This is a genomic window from Bradyrhizobium sp. CB3481, from assembly GCF_029714305.1.
In the GTDB taxonomy this organism is placed as follows: domain Bacteria; phylum Pseudomonadota; class Alphaproteobacteria; order Rhizobiales; family Xanthobacteraceae; genus Bradyrhizobium.
Map to the genome: position 1 here is coordinate 3,504,272 of NZ_CP121647.1, position 23,531 is coordinate 3,527,802.

At 61.5% G+C, this 23,531-nt stretch carries 23 protein-coding genes and 1 tRNA gene; 15 read left to right on the plus strand and 9 right to left on the minus strand.

Going from position 1 to position 23,531, the window contains the following annotated elements; genetic code table 11:
• Positions 1-12: 12 nt before the first annotated feature.
• Complete coding sequence (locus QA643_RS16950) at positions 13-588, plus strand: DUF4166 domain-containing protein (protein WP_349253289.1); 576 nt, start codon at positions 13-15, stop codon at positions 586-588.
• Complete coding sequence (locus QA643_RS16955; RefSeq protein ID WP_283034237.1) at positions 585-2,021, plus strand: TIGR01777 family oxidoreductase; 1,437 nt, start codon at positions 585-587, stop codon at positions 2,019-2,021. Before QA643_RS16950 ends, QA643_RS16955 begins: the two co-directional genes overlap by 4 nt.
• A gap of 10 nt (positions 2,022-2,031) precedes the next feature.
• Here QA643_RS16955 and QA643_RS16960 read toward each other — a convergent pair whose 3' ends face one another.
• Positions 2,032-3,555, minus strand: a complete 1,524-nt coding sequence (locus tag QA643_RS16960) for a PAS domain-containing sensor histidine kinase (RefSeq protein ID WP_283034238.1) — start codon at positions 3,553-3,555, stop codon at positions 2,032-2,034.
• 82 nt (positions 3,556-3,637) lie between these two features.
• Positions 3,638-4,492 (minus strand): LysR family transcriptional regulator, encoded by an 855-nt coding sequence (locus tag QA643_RS16965; RefSeq protein WP_283034239.1) that lies wholly within the window; start codon positions 4,490-4,492, stop codon positions 3,638-3,640.
• Between the two features lie 118 nt (positions 4,493-4,610).
• Between QA643_RS16965 and QA643_RS16970 the strand changes: the two genes are divergently transcribed.
• Positions 4,611-5,033, plus strand: a complete 423-nt coding sequence (locus QA643_RS16970; protein WP_283034240.1) for a 4-oxalocrotonate tautomerase family protein — start codon at positions 4,611-4,613, stop codon at positions 5,031-5,033.
• Between the two features lie 21 nt (positions 5,034-5,054).
• Here the strand turns inward: QA643_RS16970 and QA643_RS16975 are convergent, their stop codons facing one another.
• Together QA643_RS16975 and lipB are read right to left on the minus strand one after the other, a co-directional pair.
• Positions 5,055-5,354 carry a hypothetical protein gene (locus QA643_RS16975; protein WP_283034241.1) on the minus strand — a complete coding sequence of 100 codons (300 nt, stop codon included), beginning with the start codon at positions 5,352-5,354 and terminating at the stop codon, positions 5,055-5,057.
• An 89-nt stretch (positions 5,355-5,443) separates the two neighbouring features.
• Complete coding sequence (lipB, locus tag QA643_RS16980) at positions 5,444-6,172, minus strand: lipoyl(octanoyl) transferase LipB (RefSeq protein WP_283034242.1); 729 nt, start codon at positions 6,170-6,172, stop codon at positions 5,444-5,446.
• Between the two features lie 63 nt (positions 6,173-6,235).
• Here lipB and QA643_RS16985 point away from each other — a divergent pair, with 63 nt between their 5' ends.
• On the plus strand, positions 6,236-6,478 hold the full coding sequence (locus QA643_RS16985; RefSeq protein ID WP_171712315.1) for a FliM/FliN family flagellar motor switch protein: 243 nt from the start codon (positions 6,236-6,238) through the stop codon (positions 6,476-6,478).
• Positions 6,479-6,572: 94 nt separating this feature from the next.
• Positions 6,573-6,657, plus strand: a tRNA-Leu gene (locus QA643_RS16990).
• 731 nt (positions 6,658-7,388) lie between these two features.
• Here the strand turns inward: QA643_RS16990 and QA643_RS16995 are convergent.
• Positions 7,389-8,267 carry a GNAT family N-acetyltransferase gene (locus QA643_RS16995; RefSeq protein ID WP_283034830.1) on the minus strand — a complete coding sequence of 293 codons (879 nt, stop codon included), beginning with the start codon at positions 8,265-8,267 and terminating at the stop codon, positions 7,389-7,391.
• Positions 8,268-8,583: 316 nt separating this feature from the next.
• On the opposite strand from QA643_RS16995, the gene QA643_RS17000 reads away from it, so the two are divergent.
• The 3 genes from QA643_RS17000 to QA643_RS17010 all read left to right on the plus strand — a co-directional run bounded on the left by QA643_RS17000 (position 8,584) and on the right by QA643_RS17010 (position 11,542).
• The gene (locus QA643_RS17000; protein WP_283034243.1) at positions 8,584-9,507 is read left to right on the plus strand and encodes a glyoxylate/hydroxypyruvate reductase A; all 924 of its coding nucleotides are present in this window, start codon (positions 8,584-8,586) and stop codon (positions 9,505-9,507) included.
• Positions 9,508-9,518: 11 nt separating this feature from the next.
• The gene (locus QA643_RS17005; RefSeq protein ID WP_283034244.1) at positions 9,519-9,875 is read left to right on the plus strand and encodes a cupin domain-containing protein; all 357 of its coding nucleotides are present in this window, start codon (positions 9,519-9,521) and stop codon (positions 9,873-9,875) included.
• A gap of 209 nt (positions 9,876-10,084) precedes the next feature.
• Positions 10,085-11,542: an NAD-dependent succinate-semialdehyde dehydrogenase gene (locus tag QA643_RS17010; RefSeq protein ID WP_283034831.1), complete on the plus strand. Its 1,458-nt coding sequence runs from the start codon at positions 10,085-10,087 to the stop codon at positions 11,540-11,542.
• 134 nt (positions 11,543-11,676) lie between these two features.
• On the opposite strand, the gene QA643_RS17015 is transcribed toward QA643_RS17010, so the two are convergent.
• Complete coding sequence (locus QA643_RS17015; RefSeq protein WP_283034245.1) at positions 11,677-12,366, minus strand: haloacid dehalogenase type II; 690 nt, start codon at positions 12,364-12,366, stop codon at positions 11,677-11,679.
• 314 nt (positions 12,367-12,680) lie between these two features.
• On the opposite strand from QA643_RS17015, the gene QA643_RS17020 reads away from it, so the two are divergent.
• Positions 12,681-14,057 (plus strand): aspartate aminotransferase family protein, encoded by a 1,377-nt coding sequence (locus QA643_RS17020; protein WP_283034246.1) that lies wholly within the window; start codon positions 12,681-12,683, stop codon positions 14,055-14,057.
• Between the two features lie 13 nt (positions 14,058-14,070).
• On the opposite strand, the gene QA643_RS17025 is transcribed toward QA643_RS17020, so the two are convergent.
• From QA643_RS17025 to QA643_RS17035, 3 genes are all read right to left on the minus strand, one after another.
• On the minus strand, positions 14,071-14,547 hold the full coding sequence (locus QA643_RS17025; protein WP_057859868.1) for an Lrp/AsnC family transcriptional regulator: 477 nt from the start codon (positions 14,545-14,547) through the stop codon (positions 14,071-14,073).
• Between the two features lie 114 nt (positions 14,548-14,661).
• The gene (locus tag QA643_RS17030) at positions 14,662-15,987 is read right to left on the minus strand and encodes an FAD-binding oxidoreductase (protein ID WP_283034247.1); all 1,326 of its coding nucleotides are present in this window, start codon (positions 15,985-15,987) and stop codon (positions 14,662-14,664) included.
• 269 nt (positions 15,988-16,256) lie between these two features.
• Complete coding sequence (locus tag QA643_RS17035) at positions 16,257-16,397, minus strand: hypothetical protein (protein ID WP_283034248.1); 141 nt, start codon at positions 16,395-16,397, stop codon at positions 16,257-16,259.
• Here QA643_RS17035 and QA643_RS17040 point away from each other — a divergent pair.
• The 6 genes from QA643_RS17040 to QA643_RS17065 all read left to right on the plus strand — a co-directional run bounded on the left by QA643_RS17040 (position 16,396) and on the right by QA643_RS17065 (position 23,330).
• Complete coding sequence (locus QA643_RS17040) at positions 16,396-16,536, plus strand: hypothetical protein (protein ID WP_283034249.1); 141 nt, start codon at positions 16,396-16,398, stop codon at positions 16,534-16,536. The two genes, QA643_RS17035 and QA643_RS17040, sit on opposite strands and share 2 nt — an antisense overlap.
• A gap of 141 nt (positions 16,537-16,677) precedes the next feature.
• Positions 16,678-18,369 (plus strand): ABC transporter ATP-binding protein, encoded by a 1,692-nt coding sequence (locus tag QA643_RS17045; protein ID WP_283034250.1) that lies wholly within the window; start codon positions 16,678-16,680, stop codon positions 18,367-18,369.
• Positions 18,366-20,033, plus strand: coding sequence for a peptide ABC transporter substrate-binding protein (locus tag QA643_RS17050; protein WP_283034251.1), 1,668 nt, complete (start codon positions 18,366-18,368; stop codon positions 20,031-20,033). The genes QA643_RS17045 and QA643_RS17050 overlap by 4 nt, the downstream gene beginning before the upstream one ends.
• Before the next feature lie 74 nt (positions 20,034-20,107).
• Positions 20,108-21,058 carry an ABC transporter permease gene (locus tag QA643_RS17055; protein WP_283034252.1) on the plus strand — a complete coding sequence of 317 codons (951 nt, stop codon included), beginning with the start codon at positions 20,108-20,110 and terminating at the stop codon, positions 21,056-21,058.
• A gap of 38 nt (positions 21,059-21,096) precedes the next feature.
• Positions 21,097-21,975 (plus strand): ABC transporter permease, encoded by an 879-nt coding sequence (locus tag QA643_RS17060; protein ID WP_283034253.1) that lies wholly within the window; start codon positions 21,097-21,099, stop codon positions 21,973-21,975.
• Between the two features lie 44 nt (positions 21,976-22,019).
• Positions 22,020-23,330 (plus strand): FAD-binding oxidoreductase, encoded by a 1,311-nt coding sequence (locus QA643_RS17065; protein ID WP_283034254.1) that lies wholly within the window; start codon positions 22,020-22,022, stop codon positions 23,328-23,330.
• The last annotated feature ends 201 nt before the right edge of the window (positions 23,331-23,531 follow it).

Sequence of the window (23,531 nt, forward strand, 5' to 3'; positions counted from 1 at the left end):
TTCCACGATCTCTTGCCCGACGAGGCATGGGGCCGTCTGCCGCTGGCGATCTGGCGACGCTTCTCAAAACGTTTTGCCGACGGCGAGACCGTTGTCTATGTCGGCACCATCGAGGAAGCGAGCTTCACACCGATCGGCTGGTGGCTGGCGCAGCTCGCGCGCGTCATCGGCGGGCCGCTGCCGCTATGCCGGGAGACCGGCGGTCCCATGGTGGTGACGGTGACGGAAGCGAGCGGCGGCCAGATCTGGACCCGTATCTGCGCGCATAGCGACGGATTTCCGCAGGTCATTCACTCCGCAAAACGTTTCGCCGGGCCGACCGGGCTGGAAGAATATGTCGGCTACGGCGTCAGCATGGCGCTGACGATCTCGGTCGAGCGCGAGGCGCTGGTGTTTCGCAGCGTCGGCTACTCGCTGCAGATTGGGCCGCTGCGCCTGCCGCTGCCGTCTTGGCTGACGCCTGGCGATCTCACCGTGACCCATTCCGATCTCGGCGGCGGCGCCTTCCGCTTCTCGCTCGATATCGTTCATCCGCGCTTCGGAAAACTCATTCGTCAGTCCGCCGTGTTCGTGGAGGCCGCACCATGACGTCGCTGCTTTGGACCCTGATCGCCATTCAGATTGCGATGGGCGTGTTCGACACGTTCTATCACCATGAGCTGACCGAGCGGCTCGCCTGGCGTCCCTCGCAGCGCTACGAGCTTCAGCTCCATGCCGTGCGCAACATGTTTTATGCGCTGCTGTTCCTGGTGCTCGGCTGGCTAGAGGTGCACGGCGTCTTCGCCATTCTCATCATGGCCATTCTGGTCGCCGAGATCGTCATCACGCTGATGGATTTCGTCGAGGAGGACATGAGCAGGAAACTGCCGGCCAGCGAGCGCATCAACCACACGCTGCTCGCGATCAACTACGGCGCCATCCTGGTGCTGCTCCTGCCGGTCCTGATCGGCTGGGCGGCGCAGCCGACCGGGGTTAAATCGGCTTATGACGGCTGGCTCAGCCTGGCCGCTGCAGCGGCGGCCGCAGGCGCCGCACTATGCGGCCTGCGCGATTTCGCCGCGGCGAAGCGCCTTGCGCGCATGACCTGCGGGCCTGCGGCAAAGCTGGTCGAAAAGCTCCCGGCGCGGCAGACGGTGCTGGTCACCGGCGCCACCGGCTTCATCGGCAGCCGCCTGGTCGCTGGCCTCAGCGGCGCGGGACATCAGGTGATCGCGCTAGTGCGCAATCCCGCGAAGGCCGACATGCTGCCGCCACCGATCACGCTGATCACGAGCCTTGACCAGCTTCCCGCAGACACCAGGATCGATGCGATCGTCAATCTTGCCGGCGAGCCGATCGGCAACGGGCTGTGGACCGAGGTCAAGCGCCGCAGGATTCTGGAGTCCCGCATCAAGATGACCCGCGACGTCCTCGGTCTGATCGCGCGGCTCGAACGCAAGCCGAAGGTTCTGGTCTCGGGCTCGGCAATCGGCTGGTACGGACTGTGGCAGGACCAGGTGTTGACGGAATCGGCCAAGTCGCACGCCTGCTTCAGCCACGAGCTCTGCGAGGCCTGGGAGAACGCCGCGCGGCCGGCGGAAGACCAGGGCGTGCGCGTCGTCTATCTGCGCATCGGCCTCGTGATCGGCACCGACGGCGGTTTCATCACGCGGATGCTGACGCCGTTCGAGTTCGGCCTTGGCGGGCCGCTGGGTTCGGGAAGGCAGTGGATGTCCTGGATCGAGCGCGACGATCTGATCCGCCTGATCGCCCATGTGATCGTGCACGAGGAAATCGCCGGCCCGGTCAATGCGACGGCGCCGATCCCGGTCACCAATCTGAAATTCACTGAAGAGCTCGGCCGCAGGCTGCGCCGTCCGGCGTTCTTCCGCATTCCCGATCCGCTGTTGCGCCGAGTGGGCGGCGACTTCGCCAGCGAATTGCTGCTGGGCGGTCAGCGCGTGTTGCCGAACAAGGCGCTGAGCAACGGTTTTGTATTTCGGCACGAAACGCTGCGCAGCGCCTTCGAAGCGATCCTGTGAGGACGGTGGATCAGCGCGGCAGTTTTGCGATCGCCTGGCTGAGTTCGTGGATTTCGTAGGGCTTGCGCAGGATGGGAAAGTCGCCGCGCACGTTCAGCGCCGCATCGCTGTAACCGCTGGTCAAGAGGATCGGCAGCCTGGGCCGCACCGCTTTCAGGTGGCGGGCAAGACCGAGGCCGTCCATCTTGCCGGGCATCACGATGTCGGAGAAGACGAGGTCTATGCCGTCGAGTTCGAGTTCGCGCAGCGCGGCTTCGGCATTTGCCACCCGGCGGACGGTGTAGCCGAGCTGTTCGAGCAAGCCGGTGCTGACGGCGGCAACGTCAGGATTGTCCTCGACCAGCAGTACGGTGCCGCTGCCGCCGGTTTCGACCGCGTTGACGTCCTCGGCCGCAGGCGGCCCGTTCTTCCGCGGCAGCAGCATCGTCATCCTGGAGCCCTTGCCGAGCTCGCTCGTCACCTTGACCGTGCCGCCGGCCTGATGCGCGAAGCCATGAACCTGCGACAGGCCCAGACCGGTGCCCTTGCCGATCGGCTTGGTGGTGAAGAACGGGTCGAAAATCTTGCCGAGCACATCGGGCGCGATGCCGCTGCCGGTGTCCTTCACCGAGATTGCGACATGGCCGCTCGTATCGGCTTCGCCGGCGGACGTCTCGTTGTGCGCCGAGATCGTGATGACACCGCCGCCGGCCATCGCGTCACGCGCATTGATCACAAGATTGACAAGGGCCGTCTCGAATTCGGTAACGTCGACCATGACCGGCCAGATGCCCGGTCCGACGTCGAACCTCAGGGTCACCGCGCTGCCGACGGCGGCATCGAGCACTTCACGTACCGCGTCGATCCGCTCGGCGACGTCGACCGCCTGCGGATTGACGCTCTGCCGACGCGCGAATGTCAGCAACTGGCTGGTCAGCGAAGCGCCGCGCTTGGTCGCTGCCTCGATCGCCGACAGCGCCCGCTGGCATTTGGCGTCATCGCCGACCACTTTCTTCAGCGTGTGCAGGCTGCCGCTGATGATCATCAGGAGATTGTTGAAGTCGTGAGCGACGCCGCCGGTCAGCTGGCCGAGCGCGTCAAGCTTCTGCGATTCCGCCAGCTGCTTGTGCATCTGCTCGAGCTTGAGCTGGGCATCGCGGCGCTCGGTGATGTCGCGGGTGATCTTGGCGAAGCCGACGAGGCGGCCGTCTTCATAGATGGGATCGATGACGACGCTGGCCCAGAAGAACGTGCCGTCCTTGCGGACGCGCCAGCCTTCGTCCTCGTAGCGGCCCTGTTCCCGGGCAATGCGAAGCGCGCGGGCCGGCTTGCCGTTGGCACGGTCGACGTCGGTATAGAAGCGGGAAAAGTGCTGCCCGATGATCTCGGTGGGAGCGTAGCCTTTGATCCGCTCGCCGCCGATGTTCCAGCTCGTGATGACACCGGTCGGATCCAGCATGTAAAGCGCGTAGTCGGCAACACCTTCAACCAGGAGTCGGAAATTACGTTCGCTTTCGAGCAAATCCCTTTGCCGCTGCTGATCCTTCTTCGACATCCGACCTGCCCATTTAACTGGCGCAAACGCGTGTCGCGCCGATTGGTTCCATGGCAGTTGGGCTTTTTAACGAAATGGTGGGTTACCGCCCGGCGGCCACGCCTTTGAAGGTCGCCGCCAGCGTCCGGAGGGCCATCCGCTTGGCCGGATCGCTGACCTTTGAATGCAGCATCACCTTGGAGGAGGGCAGGCGCGGGAGCCCCTCGGCCGGCCCGATATCGACCAGGCCCGGCGGCGCGATCCGGCGGGCCAGCGGCGCGACGGCGAGGCCGGCCAATGCGGCGGCGACCACCGCAGTGACGCCGCCGCCGATGAAACTTTCGTTCCAGGCGATGCCGGCCTTGTCCAAGGCGCGGACGGCGAGGGCACGCACGCCGCAGGGCGGCGCCAGCGTGGCCAGCGGCAGCGTTTCGCCGCGGCGCCAGGCCAGGCGTTTGGTGGCGAACCAGCCGAAACTGTCTTCCGCGAGCTTCTCGCCGCCGCGGCGGCTGCCTTCCTGCCGCACCACCACGGCGTCAAGTTCACCGGCATCGTAGGCGTCCAGCATCTGGCGCGAAAAGCCGATCGTCACGGAAAGCGCCAGTTGCGATGACATCGCATGCAGGTGTTCCAGCAGCGGCACCAGTTCGCCACCGGCGGCGTGATCGCTTATCCCGAGCGATAATTGCTGGCGCGCCGGCGCATCGCCCGACAGCGCCCGGTCATGCGCCTCCATCAATGCGCGGGCATGGGGCAGGAACGCGGCGCCCTCAGCGGTCAACGCCACCGCGCGCGGTGAACGCTCGACCAGCCGCTTGCCGGTCACACTCTCCAGCCGCTGCAGCTTCATGCTGACCGCGGCCTGCGTGGTGCCGAGCGCTTCCGCCGCGCGCGTAAAGCCCTGCAGCTCGGCGACCCGCAGGAACGCCTGCACCGTATCGATGTCCAGCAGGCTCATAGCATCATCACCGTTCGTTATCATTGATATGAGAAGAGATAAGATACCAAAATGATGGAGGCGCGTCTAGATTTCGGGGGAGCGCAAATGTCAGCGCGGCCAGAGAAGGAGAAAGACCATGCCGCTCATTACCGTTACCTATTCCACCGTTCGCAAGACGCCGGCGCTGAAGGCCGAGATCGCTTCCGCCGTCAGCGATCTCACCGCGCAAATCCTGCGCAAGGACCCGAAGGTCACCGCCGTCATCGTGAAGGCTGTCGACGCCGCCGACTGGTTCGCCGGCGGCAAGTCGCTCGCCGAGCAGAGCCTCGCGAGCTTCTGGCTCGACGTTCACGTCAGCGAGGGCACCAACACCAAGGACGAGAAGGCGGCCTATCTCGCCGCGCTGTTCCAGCGCATGGGCGAGCTGCTCGGACCGCTGCACGAGGAGAGCTACGCCCATGTCGACGAGGTGAAGGGCGACGCCTACGGTTTCGGCGGGCTGACCCAGGAGCGCCGCTATATCGCAGCGAAGCTCGAAGTCGCACGGAAGGCGACCTGAACCTCGTCGGCGGGCAATGCGTCACGCCCTTAACAAGCCGAGCACGGCCGCCGTCGCGGCGACAGCCGAGAGTGCGATGACGGTTGCCCGCCAGAGCAATTGTTGCCGGGCCGCGCGCCGATCCTGGAACGCCAGCCAGTCCCGGACAAAGCCGGCCGGAACGTCGAGCACGACGTTCCGCCGGTTGGGATGCCGGGTTTCGTGATCAACGAGCATGGCCCGGACGTTCGCCACGCCCAGGCGGTCGAGTTCGCAATTCCATTGCAGGGCGTTGGCGTTGTTGGTCCACCGGTTCTCGAAGGGAAGCCTGTGCGACGTCATCGCGACCTCCTCTGCACAACCGTGCCTGCCTCTGGATATGTGGCGCAGATCGCTGCCGCGGAAGACCTTGCGGCAGCGCAGCGGTTGTTTCAGGGGGTCGCTTCCGGCAGGCGCGCACTGGTTGCCCCGAACACCTGTTCAAAAGCCTGCCGGAGCGCGACGTCGACGTCCTCCATCGTCACGGGCAGGCCGAGATCGACCAGCGAGGTGACGCCGTAGCGCGGGTCGGCGACGCCGCAGGGCACGATGGCGGAGAAATGCGACAGGTCCGGCTCGACATTGATGGCAATACCGTGGAACGACACCCAGCGACGCAGCCGCACGCCGATCGCGGCGATCTTGTCCTCGTAGCCAACCCCCTTGTCCGGGCGCCTGACCCAGACCCCGACGCGATCTTCGCGCCGCTCGCCGCGGACGTTGAAGGCGTCAAGCGTGCGGATGATCCATTCTTCCAGGCCCGCCACATAGGCGCGCACGTCGGGCCGCCGCCGCTTCAGGTCGAGCATGACATAGGCCACCCGCTGGCCGGGCCCGTGATAGGTGAGCTGGCCGCCCCGGCCGGTGGTGAACAGCGGAAAGCGCGGGTCGAGCAGGTCGGTCGGTTTGCCGCTGGTGCCGGACGTGTAGAGCGGGGGATGCTCCAAAAGCCAGACCAGCTCGGTCGCCTTTCCCTCGGCGATCGCGGCAGCGCGGGCCTCCATCTCGGCCACGGTCTCGCGGTAGGGCGCGGAACCGGCCGAAATCCGCCATTCGACCTCGCCGCCGCCCTGGGCACGCGCGAATGTCGTCAAATCAAGGCTTTGGCGGTCATTAACCATTGGCTAACCATAACGTGGTCAGGTGGAACCACAGCAATCTAGTCCCTCTGTGGCGGTTCAGAAGTGGCGACCCTCGATAAAGTCAGCGTCAATCTCATGGTGGTGCTCGGCACCACGACCATGCCCATCCACCAGGTGATGCGGCTCTCCCGCGGCGCCATCATCGAACTGGACGCCACCGAGGCGGATGAGGTCAAGATCCTCGCCAACAACCTGCCGGTGGCTTCCGGCGTCGTCCTGGTGGACCGCAACCGCATCGCGGTCGAAGTCAAGCAGATGCTGCCGAAATCCCCTGATGTCAGGTAGTTATCGGAGCACAAAACTTCCTTGTCCCCCCATCCCTGATTTGTTACATCGGCGCCGTTGATCCGGCCGGAGCTTCATCCAGCCGGTGTCCCAAGCGCTCGTGGCGGAATTGGTAGACGCGCTGCCTTGAGGTGGCAGTGAGTAAAATCGTGGGGGTTCGAGTCCCTCCGAGCGCACCAACGGCAATAAGCCGTTGATACAAAAAGTATTTCCGCGACTTCTCACTCCCACATTGTTACTCACGGCGGAACGCTGGTACTTTGTCCCGCGCAAATACCCCTGCTTGATCTCACGTTTTGGTCCAGTGGCTGCTCTTTCGGTCGTCGCGTCTTCATTTGAATCAACGCCCCGCGAAGGAAAACTGCTATTTGCTGACGAGAGGGCACTGGCGTAGCCCAGCGTAGAAATCGGCGGGCTATTGCCCTTATCCGTGAGCGCGGCACGGTCTCCAAAGGCTCGGGCGGCCGCGGCGCCCGCAGTCAGCGCTTGCGCTTGACGACCTTCCTCGTGCTGCGAGCCTTCGGCGCGGGTGGCGTCAGGCCGTAGCGTCTGCCGCGACTAGGTTGCAAGGTTCGAGATGTCTGTCGCAACAGTCATTCATCAGCAAGGCGATCAACCGTGCGACAAGATTAGCGAGTGCCCGTCGTCAGCAAGCCGACCAAGAGAGGTCCCCCGGGAGCATCGTCCTACTTGTATGCCCAGACGCCACTCACAAGAATGCAACCTGATTGCTTGTCTCGCATTATCTGAAACTGTTGAGGGTCGAACCCAGGGGTTTGGGAGTTGCTGACATTCGGGGGCTTATGTTCGACGGTTGGTTCTTCACGCCGTGAGGTACAGCGCGCAGATCAATTGATCCCGTCCCTTGCGCATCGTGAGATCGGACAGCAGGGCGAGCGAAATGGACGCCTCAGCTCAACGCGTGCCCGGCTAATCCGTAGACCCACGATTCGTTTTCCTTTCGGTTGAGAAATCGGCGCCCTTTGGACATGGTCGTGACAGTGTCGATCATACCGAGACGGCTCTGCTGAAGGAAGTCGGCAAACGGACCCGTCTGCTCCCGCGTATCGACCCGGGCGAACCGTCCGACGAGATCTTTGAGATGCACGGCCGTGAGATGGATCGCGTCACGATCATTGCTGGCGACGATCGGGCCGATCACGTGACCACGTCCGAATTCGCGCTGCATGGAATAGCCGGAGATCTCCCCGCCGCGGCGCAGAACGCAAATTGACGCGCCCTCTGAAAGCAATGCAAGCAACCTCTGACGGCTTGTTCCGAATGCTCGCTCATCCAGTGCTGCGATTTCTTCAACATTCTGCGCGGCCAGCGATGTCAATTCACCGTCCAGAACTGGCACTGGCGGGACGGGTGACATGACCTCACCCTGCCACTGATACACGACTGCTTCCTTCCTGAAGCCCAGCGAAAGGTAAAGATGATAGGCTGCGTCGGTCGAGTTCAGGCTCAAATTCCGCTCGCCACACCGCTCAAACACCTGCTTCATGAGCCAGCGGCCAGTACCTTGTGCCTGGGTACGGGGCGATGTGATCACCAAACCGACGGTGGCGAATTCGCGCCCATGGGGGAACCACATCGCGCTGCCGAAAACGCGCCCGATGCCATCAACAGCGACGATGCCTTGTCCGGCGCGTCGCAGGAAATCCCAGTCCTTGGGCCGATGTGGCCAGCCAACCGCGATGGAAAGAGCATGCAGTAGCTTCACATCAACGTCGTTGATGTCCCTCGCGGCCAGTTCAAACGACTTTACGCGTACCGTTCGCCCCATTTCAATTCGTCCGTTCTTCTCGCGGATGCTGGTCTCTGGCACATCGCGCCTTTTGTCCTCCCACGACAATAGGGCAGCAGGCTATTTCGCCACAGTATTGCACGGAAACCCAGCAGGTTTCCCCTGTTTGGGCCGTCTTTTCGAAATCTTCGGCTTGTATTGCATCGCAATTCGGCAGGGAAAGCTCCGGCTTGCAGCTACCCTCTCGATGTTCGGCAAATCGTGCAGGCAGAGTGGGCCGCCGTGAAGGCTCGCGCGAGGCTAATCGCTTTTCCCGGCGTCGTCGACATGCCGAGGAAGACAGGGGCGTGCATCGATGGCATTTCTGTTCAATTCTGATTCTGCCAGGGGGGCAGTCTTCCGCCAGGCTTTTGCGCGCGAGCTCCCCGATCTGGAATTCTACCATTGTAGCGAATCTATCGACCCGGAGAAGATACGCTACCTGCTGACCTGGAATGTGCCGGACGACGTCTCGCGCTTTCGTAATCTGGAAGTGCTCTTTTCGCTCGGCGCGGGGGTTGATCAGTTCAAGGCGGAGGCGATACCCGGCCACGTGAAACTCGTGCGCATGGTCGAGGATGGCATCATACGCATGATGCAGGAATACGTCGTCCTTGGCGTGCTGACCCTCCACCGCGACATGCTTGCATATCGCGAGCAGCAGAGCAGGGGCCTTTGGCAAGCTCTTGCAACGTCCCAGGTGACTGATCGGCGTGTGGGCTTCCTGGGCCTTGGGATGCTGGCGCAAACTGCGATCGATCGCTTGAAGCCATTTGGATTTCCCCTTGCCGCGTGGAGTCGCAGCAAGAACGTGGTCGAGGGTGTCACCTGCTTCCATGGCGAGGATCAGCTCGGCGACTTTCTGCAAGGAACGGATATCCTCGTCTGTCTTCTGCCCCTGACGGAGCAAACGAGCGGTATCCTGAACTCAAGGCTCTTTTCGCTGTTGCCAGCGGGAGCGAGGCTGCTGCATGTCGGCCGCGGCCCGCAGCTTGACCAAAACGCACTCATCGAGGCGCTCGACAGCGGGCACCTGGCGGCAGCGATGCTTGACGTCACCGATCCCGAGCCGCTGCCAGAAGGCCATCCTCTTTGGTCCCATCCGAAGGTGATCATCACGCCGCATATCGCATCCGTGACGCAACCGCATACGGCAGCACAAGCCGTCATAGAAAACATCCGGCGCCACCGTGCTGGACGCAATCCGGTCGGCCTTGTCGACCGAACCCTCGGCTACTAACAGGAAAATCCATGTCACTTCTGATCAGCATCGACACTAATCCGGATTTCGCACCGAAGAACGCTGTGCCCGCTCCGGAACGGCTCATTTCAGGTAACCCATCATTCAAGACCTGGGCGCAAGACGCTTCGAAGAGCGACAAGGTGCTGACCGGCGTCTGGGAAGCTACGCCCGGCGAGACTCATTCCATCAAGGGCACGACCTGCGAGTTCTGTCACATCATTTCGGGTCTTGTCGAAATTGAGGAAAAGGGCGGTGAGACGAAGACTTACCGGGCTGGCGACAGCTTTGTGATGAAACCGGGCTTTGTCGGGGTCTGGCGCACGATCGAGACAGTGCGAAAGATCTACGTCTGCCATTACGACTGAGGGCGATGCTCGGATCGGCCCCGAGGCATCCGTCAGAATAATCGACGTGCGAGGCCGCGTCTGACCACATTGAACGACCGTCAGACCATTCATTCTCAATGAAAAATGCGGCGTGCGGTCCTGTATTGCTCGGATGAGCCGCCTTGTCTCGCCAATTGCAAATCCAAGTAGCGTTGGCAGGTTTGGCCAAAAAGCAAAGGAATAAGTCCATGATAGCATTGAAGGACAGAGAACTGTTTCGCCAACAGGCGCTGATCGGTGGCAATTGGCGGGATGCGAGTACGAAAGCTACCGTCGATGTGATCGATCCCGCTAGCCAGAAAGTGCTTGGCACCATACCCGACATGGGGCGTGACGAGACCAGGGCAGCAATCAACGCCGCCGCTGATGCGTTCAAACGTTGGAAGACCAGGTCTCATGCAGAACGTGCAGCGCTGCTGGAGCGTTGGTATGAGCTCATGCGACGTCATGAGCAGGATCTGGCGCTTCTGCTGACGCTGGAACAAGGCAAGCCGCTTGCTGAATCGCTCGGAGAAATCCGTTACGGGGGATCCTTCGTCAAATGGTTTGCGGAAGAGGCTCGCCGGATCAATGGATCGACAATCCCGGCGCCCACGATCGATCGCCGCATTCTGGTTCTGAAAGAGCCGGTCGGCGTCTGCGGAATCATCACGCCATGGAATTTCCCCAATGCGATGATTACGCGCAAAGTGGCGCCTGCTCTTGCCGCGGGCTGCACCGTGGTCATCAAGCCCTCTGAATTCACGCCCTTTTCGGCCCTCGCGATCGGTGTTCTGGCGGAGCGGGCGGGAATTCCCGCGGGCGTGATCAACATCGTGACCGGCATGCCGGCGGAAATCGGCAAGGAGCTGATGGCCAATGAAGCCGTTCGCAAGATCTCGTTCACCGGATCGACCCGCGTGGGCGCGCTGCTGATGAAAGGCGCCGCCGACAACGTCAAGAAGCTCAGCCTCGAGCTCGGCGGCAATGCGCCGTTCATCGTCTTTGACGATGCCGATCTCGACCGGGCCGTCGAGGGCGCGATTGCATCGAAGTTCCGCAATGGTGGACAGACGTGCGTCTGCTGCAATCGCATTCTCGTGCAATCAGGCATTTACGACGCCTTCGCACAGAAGCTCGCCAGCCGGGTCGCGAAAATGAAGGTCGGCGCCGGCACGGAAGAGGGGGTCGCAATCGGGCCTATGATCAATGGCGCGGCGATCGAAAAGATCAGGCGGCACGTCACCGACGCGCTGGACAAGGGCGCGAAGATCATCGCGCAGAGTGAAACGGTGCCGGAAGATCGGCAGTATGCGCGCCCTATCGTGCTTGGTGGCGCGACGACTGAGATGCTGCTCGCTTCGGAGGAGACTTTCGGTCCGGTCGCACCGCTCTTTCGCTTCGAGACGGAGGACGAGGCGATTGCGATCGCAAATGGCACGCCGTTCGGCCTTGCCGCATATTTCTACACTGAGAACCTCAAGCGCTCATGGCGTGTTGCCGAGGCTCTGGAGTTCGGCATGGTCGGCCTGAACACCGGCCTGATCTCGACGGAGGTTGCGCCTTTCGGCGGTGTAAAGCAGTCGGGATTGGGACGTGAAGGCTCCCAGCTCGGGATAGACGAATATCTCGAGATCAAGGCGCTCCATGTCGGGGGGTTGGACTGAGCGATCCTTCGGACCGGTAGCTGAAACAAGAAAGGGGGCGGTCGAACCGCCCCCCTTTCTTCTTCACAAATGCATCGATCGTTATTGCAGCTTAAGACCTAGAGCGCTGCGAACGATCGCGAAAGAAATAAGCTTCACGCGCTCTTACGAAACGGCTCCAAGCCGACTGCCGCGGCCAGCCCCCCGATGTCAGCGACCTCGGTGTATTCATAGAAGGGATTCGCGGGCTCGTGACCGCGGTTCACCCAGACCTTGCTCTTGATGCCCAAGTCATAGGCCGTCATCAGGTCGTAGCGGAACGAGGATGAGACGTGGGTGATGTCTTCCGGACCGCAGCCCAGCTTGTCAAACATGTACTCAAAGCCCTTCATGTGCGGCTTGTAGGCGCCGGTTTCCTCGGCCGTGATCACCGTGTGGAAGGGCGCGCCGAGCTTCTCCACGTTCGACATGATGAGGTTCTTCATGGAGTTCGACAGGATGACCAGGGGAATCTCCCTCGCAACTTTGGCCAGACCCGCCGGGACGTCAGGATGTGGGCCCCATGTGTGGATCTCTTCGTTGATGCGCTGGGCATCCTCCGGCCGAAATACAACACCATTGCGCTTGCACGTACGCTCTACCGAATTATGCACGACCTCGAAGTACGGTTTCCACGCGCCAAGAACCTCGTCCAGGCGATAGGCAGCGAAATCCTTGATGAAATTTGCCATCGTCGTGGCGGGAAGCTGGGAGCCGTAGACTCTCCTTGCCGCACCGGCCATGTCGAAATTCGTCAGCGTGCCGTAGCAATCGAAGGTGATGTATTTCGGTCGGAACTTCGTCATGACGTGGAATCCTCCAATCCTCTCGGCACTGCGTGCCGGTACGACAAGCATCATAATGATCATCTCGCATGATAAAGCGCCGCTTTCGCGGGAGCCGGAAGCAGATTGTGTCGTATCGGGTCGAAGCTTTGGCAGAGAGTTGCGCCGGGCAACCTTTCGAATTGAGCAGCACCGCCAGGCGCTGGACCTGCTCCGGCATTAGATGCGGCGTCAATCACCAATGAAAGTCAAAACTCCTTTGATCCAGGCTCAGCTTGGGAGGAACTGCTGGCCTCGATATCCTAATTTGTTTTCGGGTTGATATGGAGGTCGACATGTTAAGCAATTCGCTGATCGAGCTGGATCGCGCGCATCTGGTTCACCCGGTCGCATCCTACCGAAGCCATGAGGCGTTAGGTGTGCGGATGTTAAAATCGGCGAAGGGCGCGACCCTGACCGATGCCTCGGGACGCCAATTGCTCGACGGGTTCGCCGGCCTGTGGTGTGTCAACGCCGGGTACGGACAAGATAGCATCGTTGAAGCGGCGGCGAGGCAGCTCCGCGAACTGCCTTATGCGACGGGCTATTTCGGACTAGGCTCCGAGCCGGCTATCCGGCTGGCCGCCAGGCTGGCCGAATTGGCGCCCGGTGATCTGAACCATGTCTATTTCACCTTGGGTGGCTCGGATGCCGTCGACAGCACGATCCGATTCATCCGGTACTATTATCATTCCAAGGGTACACCACAGAAGGACCAGTTCATTTCCGTCGAGCACGGCTACCATGGATCGTCGACCGCGGGGTCTGGCTTGACCGCGTTGCCCGCTTTTCACACGGGTTTTGGAGTACCCTATAGCTGGCAGCACAAGATTCCCTCGCACTATGCCTATCGCAATCCGATTGGTACCCATCCCCCGGCGATCATTGCTGCGTCGGTCGCGGCCCTGCGGGCCAAGATCGCCGAGCTCGGAGCTGATCGCGTTGCTGCCTTCTATGTCGAGCCGATCCAGGGCTCGGGAGGCGTCCTCGTTCCGCCGCCGTCGTGGCTGAAGGAAATGCACGCTGTTTGCAAGGAGCACGATATTCTGTTCGTTGCCGATGAGGTTATCACCGGCTTTGGCCGTGTCGGTCCGCTCTTCGCCTGTGAAGAGGATGACGTCGTGCCGGATCTCATGACCACGGCAAAGGGGCTGACCTCGGGCTACGTGCCGATGGGGGCCGTTCTGATGTCCGACCGCGTCTACGACTCGATTGCCAATGGTGCCGGCAAGACGGCCGTCGGCCACGGCTACACCTATTCCGCACACCCTGTCAGCGCAGCCGTCGGGCTTGCGTGCCTTGACCTCTACGAAAACGGCTTGCTGGAGAACGGCCGGAACGCCGGGCACCGCCTGATGGAAGGCCTTCGCGCGTTGGCCGATCATCCGCTCGTCGGAGATGTCCGCGGTCGTGGCATGCTCGCCGCAATCGAGCTTGTCACCGACAAGGAACGTAAGACGCCCCTGCCGGTGGCGGCCGATCCTGCGCGCCGCATTTTCGACCGCGCATGGGACAACGGCCTCGTCATCCGCGCCTTTGCCCAGGGCGTGCTGGGCTATGCCCCGCCGCTCTGCTGCACGGCTGCGGACATCGATGGCATCATTGAACGGACCAAGACCACGCTCGACCAGACGCTCGAAGACAGTGACGTGCGCGCGGCGATGAAAGGATAATCACCGCTGTTCCTCAGCTACTGAAGATGCTTTCAAGCGGCAGATGGGATTTCACGATGGGGGATTTCAGCACGACAAAGCTGAAGTATTTGTCGATGCCGATATCCATCTCCACGAGGCGTTCCATGACCGCCTGGTATTCGCTGATCCCTGCCGTGATGAATTTTACTAGATAGTCGTACCCACCCGAAACGAGATGGCATTCGACGACGGAATCGATCTTCTCGATCGTCGTGAGAAAGCGAGCGAAATCGATCTGCCGATGATTCTTCAGGGTGATTTCGGCAAACACGGTCAGAGTTTGGCCGAGCTTGGAGACGTCGATCTGGGCGGAATAGCCGGTGATGAACCCCTCTGTCTGGAGCCTCTTGACGCGCATCAGACACGGGCTAGGCGAAAGGTTTATCAGCTCCGAGAGCTCGACGTTGGAAATCCGCCCGTTCTTCTGCAGTTCGCATAAAATCCGGATGTCGATCTTATCGAGCTTCATAGCAGGGCCATGGGATAGGGGCGACAACGGCGTCAAGGCTTTGATGCTTCAGCGTCATTCGCATTGTCATAGCACCAACCGGTATCTTTTCCCACCGGGGCGGACGACTGGATCTTAGAACTCGCTGACCTTGCCCCAGGCGCTCATTTTCAGCCGCTCCGGCCTGTAGGGGCGCGGGTCGACGATCGGTGCGCTACCCGTAATGATGTCGGCGATCATATGTCCCGCGCCGGGACCAATCCCGAAACCGTGACCGCTGAATCCCGCCGCAAGGATGAAGCCTGGAATTGACTCAATCTCACCGATTGCCGGAATGCCGTCCGGCGTACTGTCAATGTAGCCGGCCCAGATGTTTGAGATTGCGACGTCCCGGAGTTTGGGCACCAACTGGCAAGCTCGTTGATGTGTCAGCCGAATCTGCCTCATGTCGGGACGGGGACTAAGTATCCTGTTCAGCTCCATCGGAGTCACCTCATCGAGCGCCCATTTCGCCAAGGTTTCATGGCCTTGCCGAAAGCCTTCGAAGGCCCCAGGGGCAAGACTTCGCCACCGTCGTGCGAACATGGGTAGGAATTCGCGGCCGAACCTTAACTGCTGCGGCGTGGGATCGAATCGCGCGCGCCCGCTGATTGCCAGCGTGTATCCGCCGTTGCCACGCCGCGTGAGCGACGCCAGCGCAGTGTGCAGGGCATCAGGCAGGCCGGCCGCGCCAGGAGCCACGGCGAGAATGGACTGGCGCACGGACGCCTGTGGGAAGCGAATTCCGAGCTGGTTGCAGAATGAAGAAGCCCACGCGCCTCCTGCCATGACTACTGTCTTCGTCCGAATCGTGCCCGCTTCGGTCACCACGCCGCTGACCCGGCCGGCGCTGAGCTCTACGCCGCGAGCCGCGCAATGCTGGTGCACCGTGCCACCCGCCGCCATGATCGCACGCGCGGCGATGGGCACGGCCTTTGAGGTATCTGCCGTTCCGTCGGTTGGAGAGAAGACGCCGCCTTTCCACTTGCGGCCCGTCGTCTTGCCTCTCTCGCTCGCCTCTTCCGCGCTCAGCATGTGTGTCGTAACGCCGGCGGTCGTGGCGAAATCGCGCCACTTTGCCCAGCCTGCCAGCTCTTTTTCGTCGTTCGACAAATACAGAAGGCCGCAGCGGCGGAAACCCGTATCTTCACCGGTCTCCTGGGCAACTCGTTCCCAGAGATCGAGGCTCTTGGTCGCAATTGGCAGCTCGCGCGCGTCGCGGTTCTGCTGGCGGCACCATCCCCAGTTGCGGCTGGACTGCTCGGCAGCAACACGGCCCTTTTCAAGCAACGCGACCTTAACGCCGCGACGGGCGAGATAGTAGCTCGTGAACACCCCCACCACTCCGCCGCCGATGACGACGACGTCTGCCTCTTGAGGCAGGGTTGGACTGGATTCGATATGCATGAGCGGCGCGCTCATTGGGCGAGGACCTCCCGTGGTTGCGGTATCGTAACGGGGGAAGTGCGGCAGCCCCCGCGGACTTTCGCGATTGGACGGAATATCCTGCGGTTTGCCGCCTTGGACACAGGCTATTATTGCGAGAATACTTGGCTTGCACCGCAGGTCGCAGTGTGGAGACCGAAGCACACCATCCGCAATCGGGGAGGCCACGAGACAAGTAAGCATTGATCCGGCGCGCGTCAGCGGGTCTCGCGATGCAGACTGAAATGCCAAATCGGACTTCGTTTTCAGAAGTTCGTGCTGCCCGGATGCCGCGTTTCGGCGACTCCAGGGTGATTGAAGTCGTCAAAATCGGGAGAACCATTCAAGCTCGATCGAAACCATTCAAGCTCGATCAATAGGTCGATGTCCGAGGAGGCGAACTGCATGAGCCTTGTCCAGGAGCAGACCTTGGTGGAAGCGATAGAGCTGCCGATGCTCTATCGGCTTCCTCGCGGTGGCGGTGGCCAACCTTGCCGGCGCTACGATCTGAGCATCCGCTCTTGCTTATTGCGCAAGCGGGCCTGAATCATGTCCCGGCTTCCAATGAAGGAATGGCAATTTGAGCGGCGAATTGTTGAGCTGTCCAGGGAGCGCGGGGACGCGAGGAGCCGAAGGCCCGGCCCGCATCAGCAAGATCGGACCAGCTTGAAAGGGGAGGATTGCCTTATGGGCTCTGGCATCCAGGCTGTAACCCCCGCCGATGTGGCGCTCTCGGTGCGCGACCTGACCGTAAGTCTGCCGGGAAGAATGGAGCGGGCCTACGCCGTCGAAAACATCTCCTTCGATCTGAAGCGTGGTCAGATCCTGTGTATCATCGGTGAATCTGGATCGGGTAAGTCGGTTACCGCCAATGCGATCATGGGGCTCCTGCCGAAGGTGATCCGTGTCTCTTCGGGTGCGATCCACCTCGATGGAATGAACATCGTCGGCCTCTCGCCCGACAAACTCCGCAGCCTTCGCGGCCGGGTCGTGTCGATGATCTTTCAGGACCCTCTCTCAGCGCTCAACCCACTGATGACCGTGGGTGCGCAGATCGAGGAGGTGATGGCGGCGCACGATGTTGGGACGCCGAAATCCCGTCGCAGCCGAGCCATCGAGCTGTTGAGTGAAGTGGGCCTGCCCGATCCGCAGCTGATGTATCACCAGTACCCATTCCGGCTTTCGGGCGGGCAGCGGCAGCGGGTGATGATCGCCATGGCCCTGGCTCTCGAGCCCGCGATCCTGATTGCGGACGAGCCGACCACCGCGCTGGACGTGACGACCCAGGCGCAGATCCTTCAGTTGATCCGCGACATTCAGCGCCGCAAGGGAATGAGCGTCATGTTCATCACCCATGACTTCGGGGTTGTGGCGGAAATTGCCGATTACGTCGTCGTGATGGAGAAGGGCCATTGCGTGGAGCAGGGCAGCGCCGAGCAGGTCCTGAAGTCACCTAGCCATCTCTATACGCGACGCCTGATCGCGGCCGTGCCGCATCTGACCGGCAAGGACCGTGTTCCGTTGCAAGCCGCGGACCGGTTATCGATCCTTAAGGTTGAATGCCTGGCAAAAACCTATCGCAGCGGCAGCGCGCTGTTCGGCAAGCGGCGCATCGTGCCCGCGGTCAACGGCGTGACGTTCGATCTCACGTCGGGCCGCACGCTGGGCGTTGTCGGGGAAAGCGGTTCGGGCAAATCATCGCTCGGACGGCTGCTGATCAAGCTCATGGCGTGCGATAGCGGTTCGCTTGTGTTCGAGGGCCACGACATCGCTAGGCTTTCCGAAGCCGAGTTTCGGTCGCTGCGGCCAAAAATCCAGATGATCTTCCAGGATCCCTTTGCGTCGCTCAATCCGCGATCAACGGTCGGGCACATCCTCACAGTTGGTCCGGTCGCGCATGGGATGCCCTACAATGAGGCTTGTGAGCGGGCTCGGGAACTCCTGTCCCATGTCGGGCTGGATTCAGGCGCCTTTGACCGCTATCCCCACGAGTTCTCCGGCGGTCAGCGTCAGCGCATTGGCATCGCAAGGGCGCTGATGTTCAAGCCGAAATTGCTGATTGCCGACGAAGCGGTCTCTGCGCTCGACGTGTCGATCCAGGCCCAGATCTTGAAGCTGCTGGACCAGATTCAGCGGGAGACGGGCGTCTCTATGATTTTCATCACCCATGACCTGCGCGTCGCAAGCCAGATCTGCGATGAAATCGCCGTCATGCATCGCGGACAGATCGTCGAGCGCGGACCGCCGTCCCAAATCTTCCTCGAGCCGAAATCCAGCTACACGCGAGAACTGGTGGCAGCGATCCCCGGCGAGCAGCACGGGAGCATGCCTCGAGACGAAGGCCACGTCGGACACCACAAGGGAGGAGAGACGTTATGACCAAGCGTTCTGCGACTTCGAACTACTCGCGGCGCGATGCTCTGCGAATGGTGGCGATCGGCGGAGCTGCCAGCGTCTTCGCGCCAAATCTCTTGGGCAAGCCTGCCCTTGCTCGCACTTCTACAGCAAAGCCGACCGGCCGCGTGATCGTCGGACTCGGTCAAGAGCCAACTGTATTCAATCCGCTGATGGCACACATTGAAGTCGATGATGGCGTGCATTTCTCGGTTTTCGACGCGCTTTTCCGCATCGATCCACAAGGCGTCATTCAGCCCAACCTCGCCGTGGAAGTGCCGAACCAAAAGAACGGCGGCATTTCGGAGGACGGCCTCAAATGGCGTATTCGTTTGCGTGACGATGTCCGTTGGCATGACGGCAAGCCTTTCAGCGCCGAGGATGTGAAGTTCACCCTCGAACTGATCATGAACCCCAACTTCCGGAGTTGGCGCACGGCCGGCCATGCGCTCGTGCGCGACATCACGGTGATCTCGCCCACGGAGATCTCGTGGCGAATGGAAGAGGCCTTTGCGCCATACTTGTCGTTCCTGACCGAAACCTTCATCGTCCCCAAGCACATCCTCGAGAAGGAGGCCAATCCAAGCAACGCCGCCTTCAATCAGGCCCCGGTCGGCACCGGCGCATTCAAGTGGGGCAAGCGGGTCCCGGGCGATCATCTTGAGCTCGTGGCTAACCTCGAATATTTCGGTGAAGGCCCTCACATCGAGAGGCTGGTCTTCAAATACATTCCCGATCTCACCGTCCTCTACACTCAGTTCAAGAGCGGCGATGTGGATCTCGTGGGGCAGCCTTACATCACCCCTGACCATTATCGGGAAGCCAAGACGCTGCCGAACCGCGTTGTGACCCTGGTTCCAAGGGCCTCATTCGAGTCCTTTTACCTGAATCTCGAGCGTCCCCAGTTCAAGGAACTGGCGGTTCGCGAGGCGCTCTACGCGGCGATCGACAAGGAGGCGATCATCCAGGGACTCTATTACGGAGTGCCGGCGCCGACGGAAACCTTCATGCCGAAGCAATCCTTGTACTACAACCCCAACCTGCCGGCACACGAGTATAATCTGGACCGCGCGCGCAAGATCCTCGACAAGGCCGGCTGGGTGCCCGGACGGGATGGCATTCGCGCCAAAGGCGGCGTCCGCCTGTCCTTCGCCAACTCGACCACGTCAGGAGATCCGCTTCGCGAGCAGGCGCAGCAGTTCCTGCAGCAGACATTTGCACAGTTAGGTGTCGAGATGAAGATATCGAACTTGCCTGCCGCCGTGATGTGGGGCGAGTTCTGGCAGCAATCGCAATTCGATTCCGTGATCGTCGGCAGCACGTATCTGATCGGGGCAGACCCGGACGTTACCAATCGCCTGCACTCACGTTCGATCGCCGCAAAGGGCGGGCGTGGTTCGAACAACGCGCAATACGCCAATCCGGAAGTCGATGCCTTGCTCGACAAGGGAGCTCGCACCTTCGATCCGGAAGCGCGGCGCGCGATCTATCATCGCGTACAAGAGCTTGTCCGTCAGGACCTGCCGTTCCTTCCGCTGTACCAGAGCAATTCGGTCCAGGGTCAAAAGAAGGGGATTTCGGGGGTCATGCCAAACGGCAACACGCGCACGGAATCCTGGAACGCGCTGGCTTGGCATTGGGCGAGTTGACGTATCGACGCCCGAGGCCGGCCTAGCCAGGTGCGGCGACCGACTGGCCCTATCAAGGTAAAATGGAGACTCGAATGTCGGGATTCCTGCTCAATCGTCTCTCGCAAAGCATCGTGCTGCTGGTGATCGTCTCGATCATCGGCTTTACGGTTCTCAATCTCATGCCGGGCGGTCCTCTTGCGCAATTCGGGCTTGATCCCGGCATGACCCAGAAGGACGTGGAGCGACTTGCAGAGCAGCTAGGGCTGAACCGGCCGCTATGGATTCAGTACCTCGACTGGGCTTGGCGGTTAATTCAGGGTGACTGGGGACACTCCTTCCGGGACGGCTCTTCGGTGTTGACGGTGATTGGACGGCATCTGTCGGCGACGCTGCTGCTCATGGGGACGTCTACCGCACTTGCGATCGCGATTGGCTCCTGGATTGGCATCCGCGGCGCCACCCACCGCTATTCTCTCTTCGACTATTGCGCGACGGTCGGTGCCATGGTCGCGCTGTCGGTCCCAACCTTCTGGTTCGGCCTCATCGGCATCTACATCTTCACGCTGAAACTCGGTTGGGTTCCTGCAGGCAACATGTACACGATCGGCGACGGCTCGGTGCTGGACTATCTGCATCACCTGATCTTGCCGAGCTTGGTGCTGTCGCTGGTTCATGTCGCGATCTGGAGCCGTTACATGCGCACGGCGACACTCGACGCGCTAAGCCAGGATTTCATCAAGACGGCTCGCGCCAAGGGCGTAAGCGAGCGCCGCATCTTGCTGAAACATGTGGTCGGCAATGCGCTGTTGCCGATGATCACGCTGGCAGGGATGCAACTGCCCAGCATTCTGACCGGCGCATTGGTTACCGAGACGGTCTTTACTTGGCCGGGAATGGGCCGGTTGTTCCTCGATAGCCTCGGTTATAGCGACTATCCGGTCGTAATGGGCCTACTGATATTCTCAGCCATCCTGGTCGTGCTGGGCAATCTGGTCGCAGACATCGTCATCGCTACCGTCGACCCGCGCATCCGCCTGGCCTGAGCCCGCGGACCCACGCCTGTTAACAGGAGGCAGCAGATATGACCGCCATTGCCGTCCATGCAACTCCAACTCGCTGGTGGCACAGCCGCGCGGTGTACCGCTTCATGCGTCATCATCTGGCGCTCGTGGGGATCGCGATGATCACCCTGCTTGTGTTGGCGTGCGCCATCGGTCCCTATGTGTTGCCATACGACTCGCTCCAGATCGATCTGCGCGCCCGCTTTGCTCCACCTCTCAGCGGTAATCACTATTTCGGCACTGACCCGCTTGGGCGTGATTTGGCGGCGCGGCTATTGATGGCCGGGCAGGTCTCGCTGCTGGTGGGATTCTCGGCGATGCTGCTGTCGACGCTGATCGGCACGCTGGTCGGCGTGACGGCGGGCTATCGGGGAGGCTGGGTCGGGGCGGCGCTGATGCGCACGGTGGACGGCTTCCTTTCCTATCCCTCGATCTTCCTCGTCCTGGCCCTGGCCGCAACACTGCGGCCCAGCGCGGTGATGATCACCGTGATCATTGCCGTCACGAGCTGGATGGAGACCGCCAGAATCGTCGAAGCCGAGGTCCGTTCGCTGCGCGAGCGCGAGTTTGTCCAGGCTGCGCGCATGGTGGGGCTGAGCCGCAGGCATATCATGTTCCGCGAGATCCTGCCCAATGCGATGGGCCCAATCATCGTCGCCGCGAGCCTGGCGGTCGCCCGCGCCATTCTTCTGGAAGCCTATATCAGTTTTCTCGGCTACGGAATCCAGCCGCCGATGCCGAGCTGGGGCAACATGCTCAATGGCGCCCAGCAATATTTGGCCAGCGCTCCATGGCTCGCCATCATTCCCGGTGCGGCGATTACGATCGCGGTGACCAGCTTCAACTTCATCGGCGACGGCTTGCGAGATGCCCTCGACGTTCGAGACGATCACATTTGACGATTTGAGCCGAGCCACAGTTGGATATTTGAGAAGCAAACGCCATGCACGCGCCCAGAATTGAAGAGAAGGCGACGCCCTACTGGTGGGAAGCCGCCCCGCTCAAGCCGCTGCCTCAGCAAGCCTTGCCCAAGAAGCTCGACGTGCTGATCGTGGGCGCCGGCTATGCCGGGCTCTCGGCCGGGTTGGCGCTGGCGCGCGAAGGACGCTCGGTTGCTGCCTTTGATGCAATGGATCCCGGGGAGGGCGCTTCGACGCGCAACGGTGGAATCACCAGCGGAAGCATTCGGCCGGATTACGCGACGATCTCTCGACGGTTCGGCGAAGAGAAGGCGCTGGCGATCGAGGCGGAAGGCAAGACCGCACGCGAATTCCTGTACGATCTGATCAAGACGGAAGGGCTCGCGTGCGACTTCCAGCCGGTGGGCCAGTTCAAGGGCGCATTCGGATATGAGCAATACGAAACCATGGCGCGCAGCGCGGAGGCGCTGGCGAAGAAGCTTGGGATCGAGGCCTACGCCGTCCCCTATGCCGAGCAGCGCAATTACATCGGCACCGATGTCTACCGCGGCGGCACGGTTCGGATGGACATCGGCGGGCTGCATCCGGCGAAGTTTCACTCTGAACTCCTTCGAGTGGCGCTGGCTTCGGGGTTGACCGTCCGTGCGCGAACACCGGTCGTTTCAATAAAGAGGAACGGCTCCGGATTCCGCGTCGTGACCGCGGCCGGTTCGGTGCAGGCGCGTCAGGTGCTGGTTTGTACGAACGGCTACACCGATGGTGCCGTGCCCTTCCTGCGCCGGAGGCTGGTCCCGGTTCGCAGCCGGATCATTGCGACCGAGGAGCTCGCGCCCGAAGTCATGGCACGGCTGATGCCAAAACGCATGATGATTATCGAGAACCGACAGGTCGGCTTCTATTACCGGCCCTCACCCGATGGCAGACGCATCCTGCTGGGCGGACGTGACAGCTCCCGCGCCGGCGATCCGGTGGCTCCGAAGCTGCTTCTGCGCAAGGGCCTGGTAAATCTGTTTCCGGAACTGGAGGGCGTTCGCCCCTCACATAGCTGGTTCGGCAATGTGGCCATGAACCGCGACATGCTGCCCCGCATCTTCGAGAAGGACGGCATCGTCTATGCCACCGGCTTCTGCGGTTCGGGCGTGGTCTGGGCGCCGTGGATCGGCATGCATGCGGCTTACAAGCTCATGGGACATGACGAGCGGGCGCGCACTGCCTTTGACTTCCGTCCACCGGCGTTCATCCCGTTCTATCGGGGCAATCCGTGGTTCATGCCTGCCTTCATCCAGGGCTATCGGATGCGCGATCGTATTGCGCTGTGGCGCGCCAGCCGCTGACAGCAGATTGGGCGTCGAGGCGCATCATCAATGAAATACTCTGCCGAACTTCGCTCGAGTCTGATTGCGTAATGCTGTCGGGCCCAAGGTACGCTGAGGCCATCGCCCGTCGGGCACTGGCGAGTAGCCCGGCAACCCGAACAAGAGACGTTGACCGATCATGACAAACGCAGCTCACCAGGCCGGAGATCGTGTCAATGA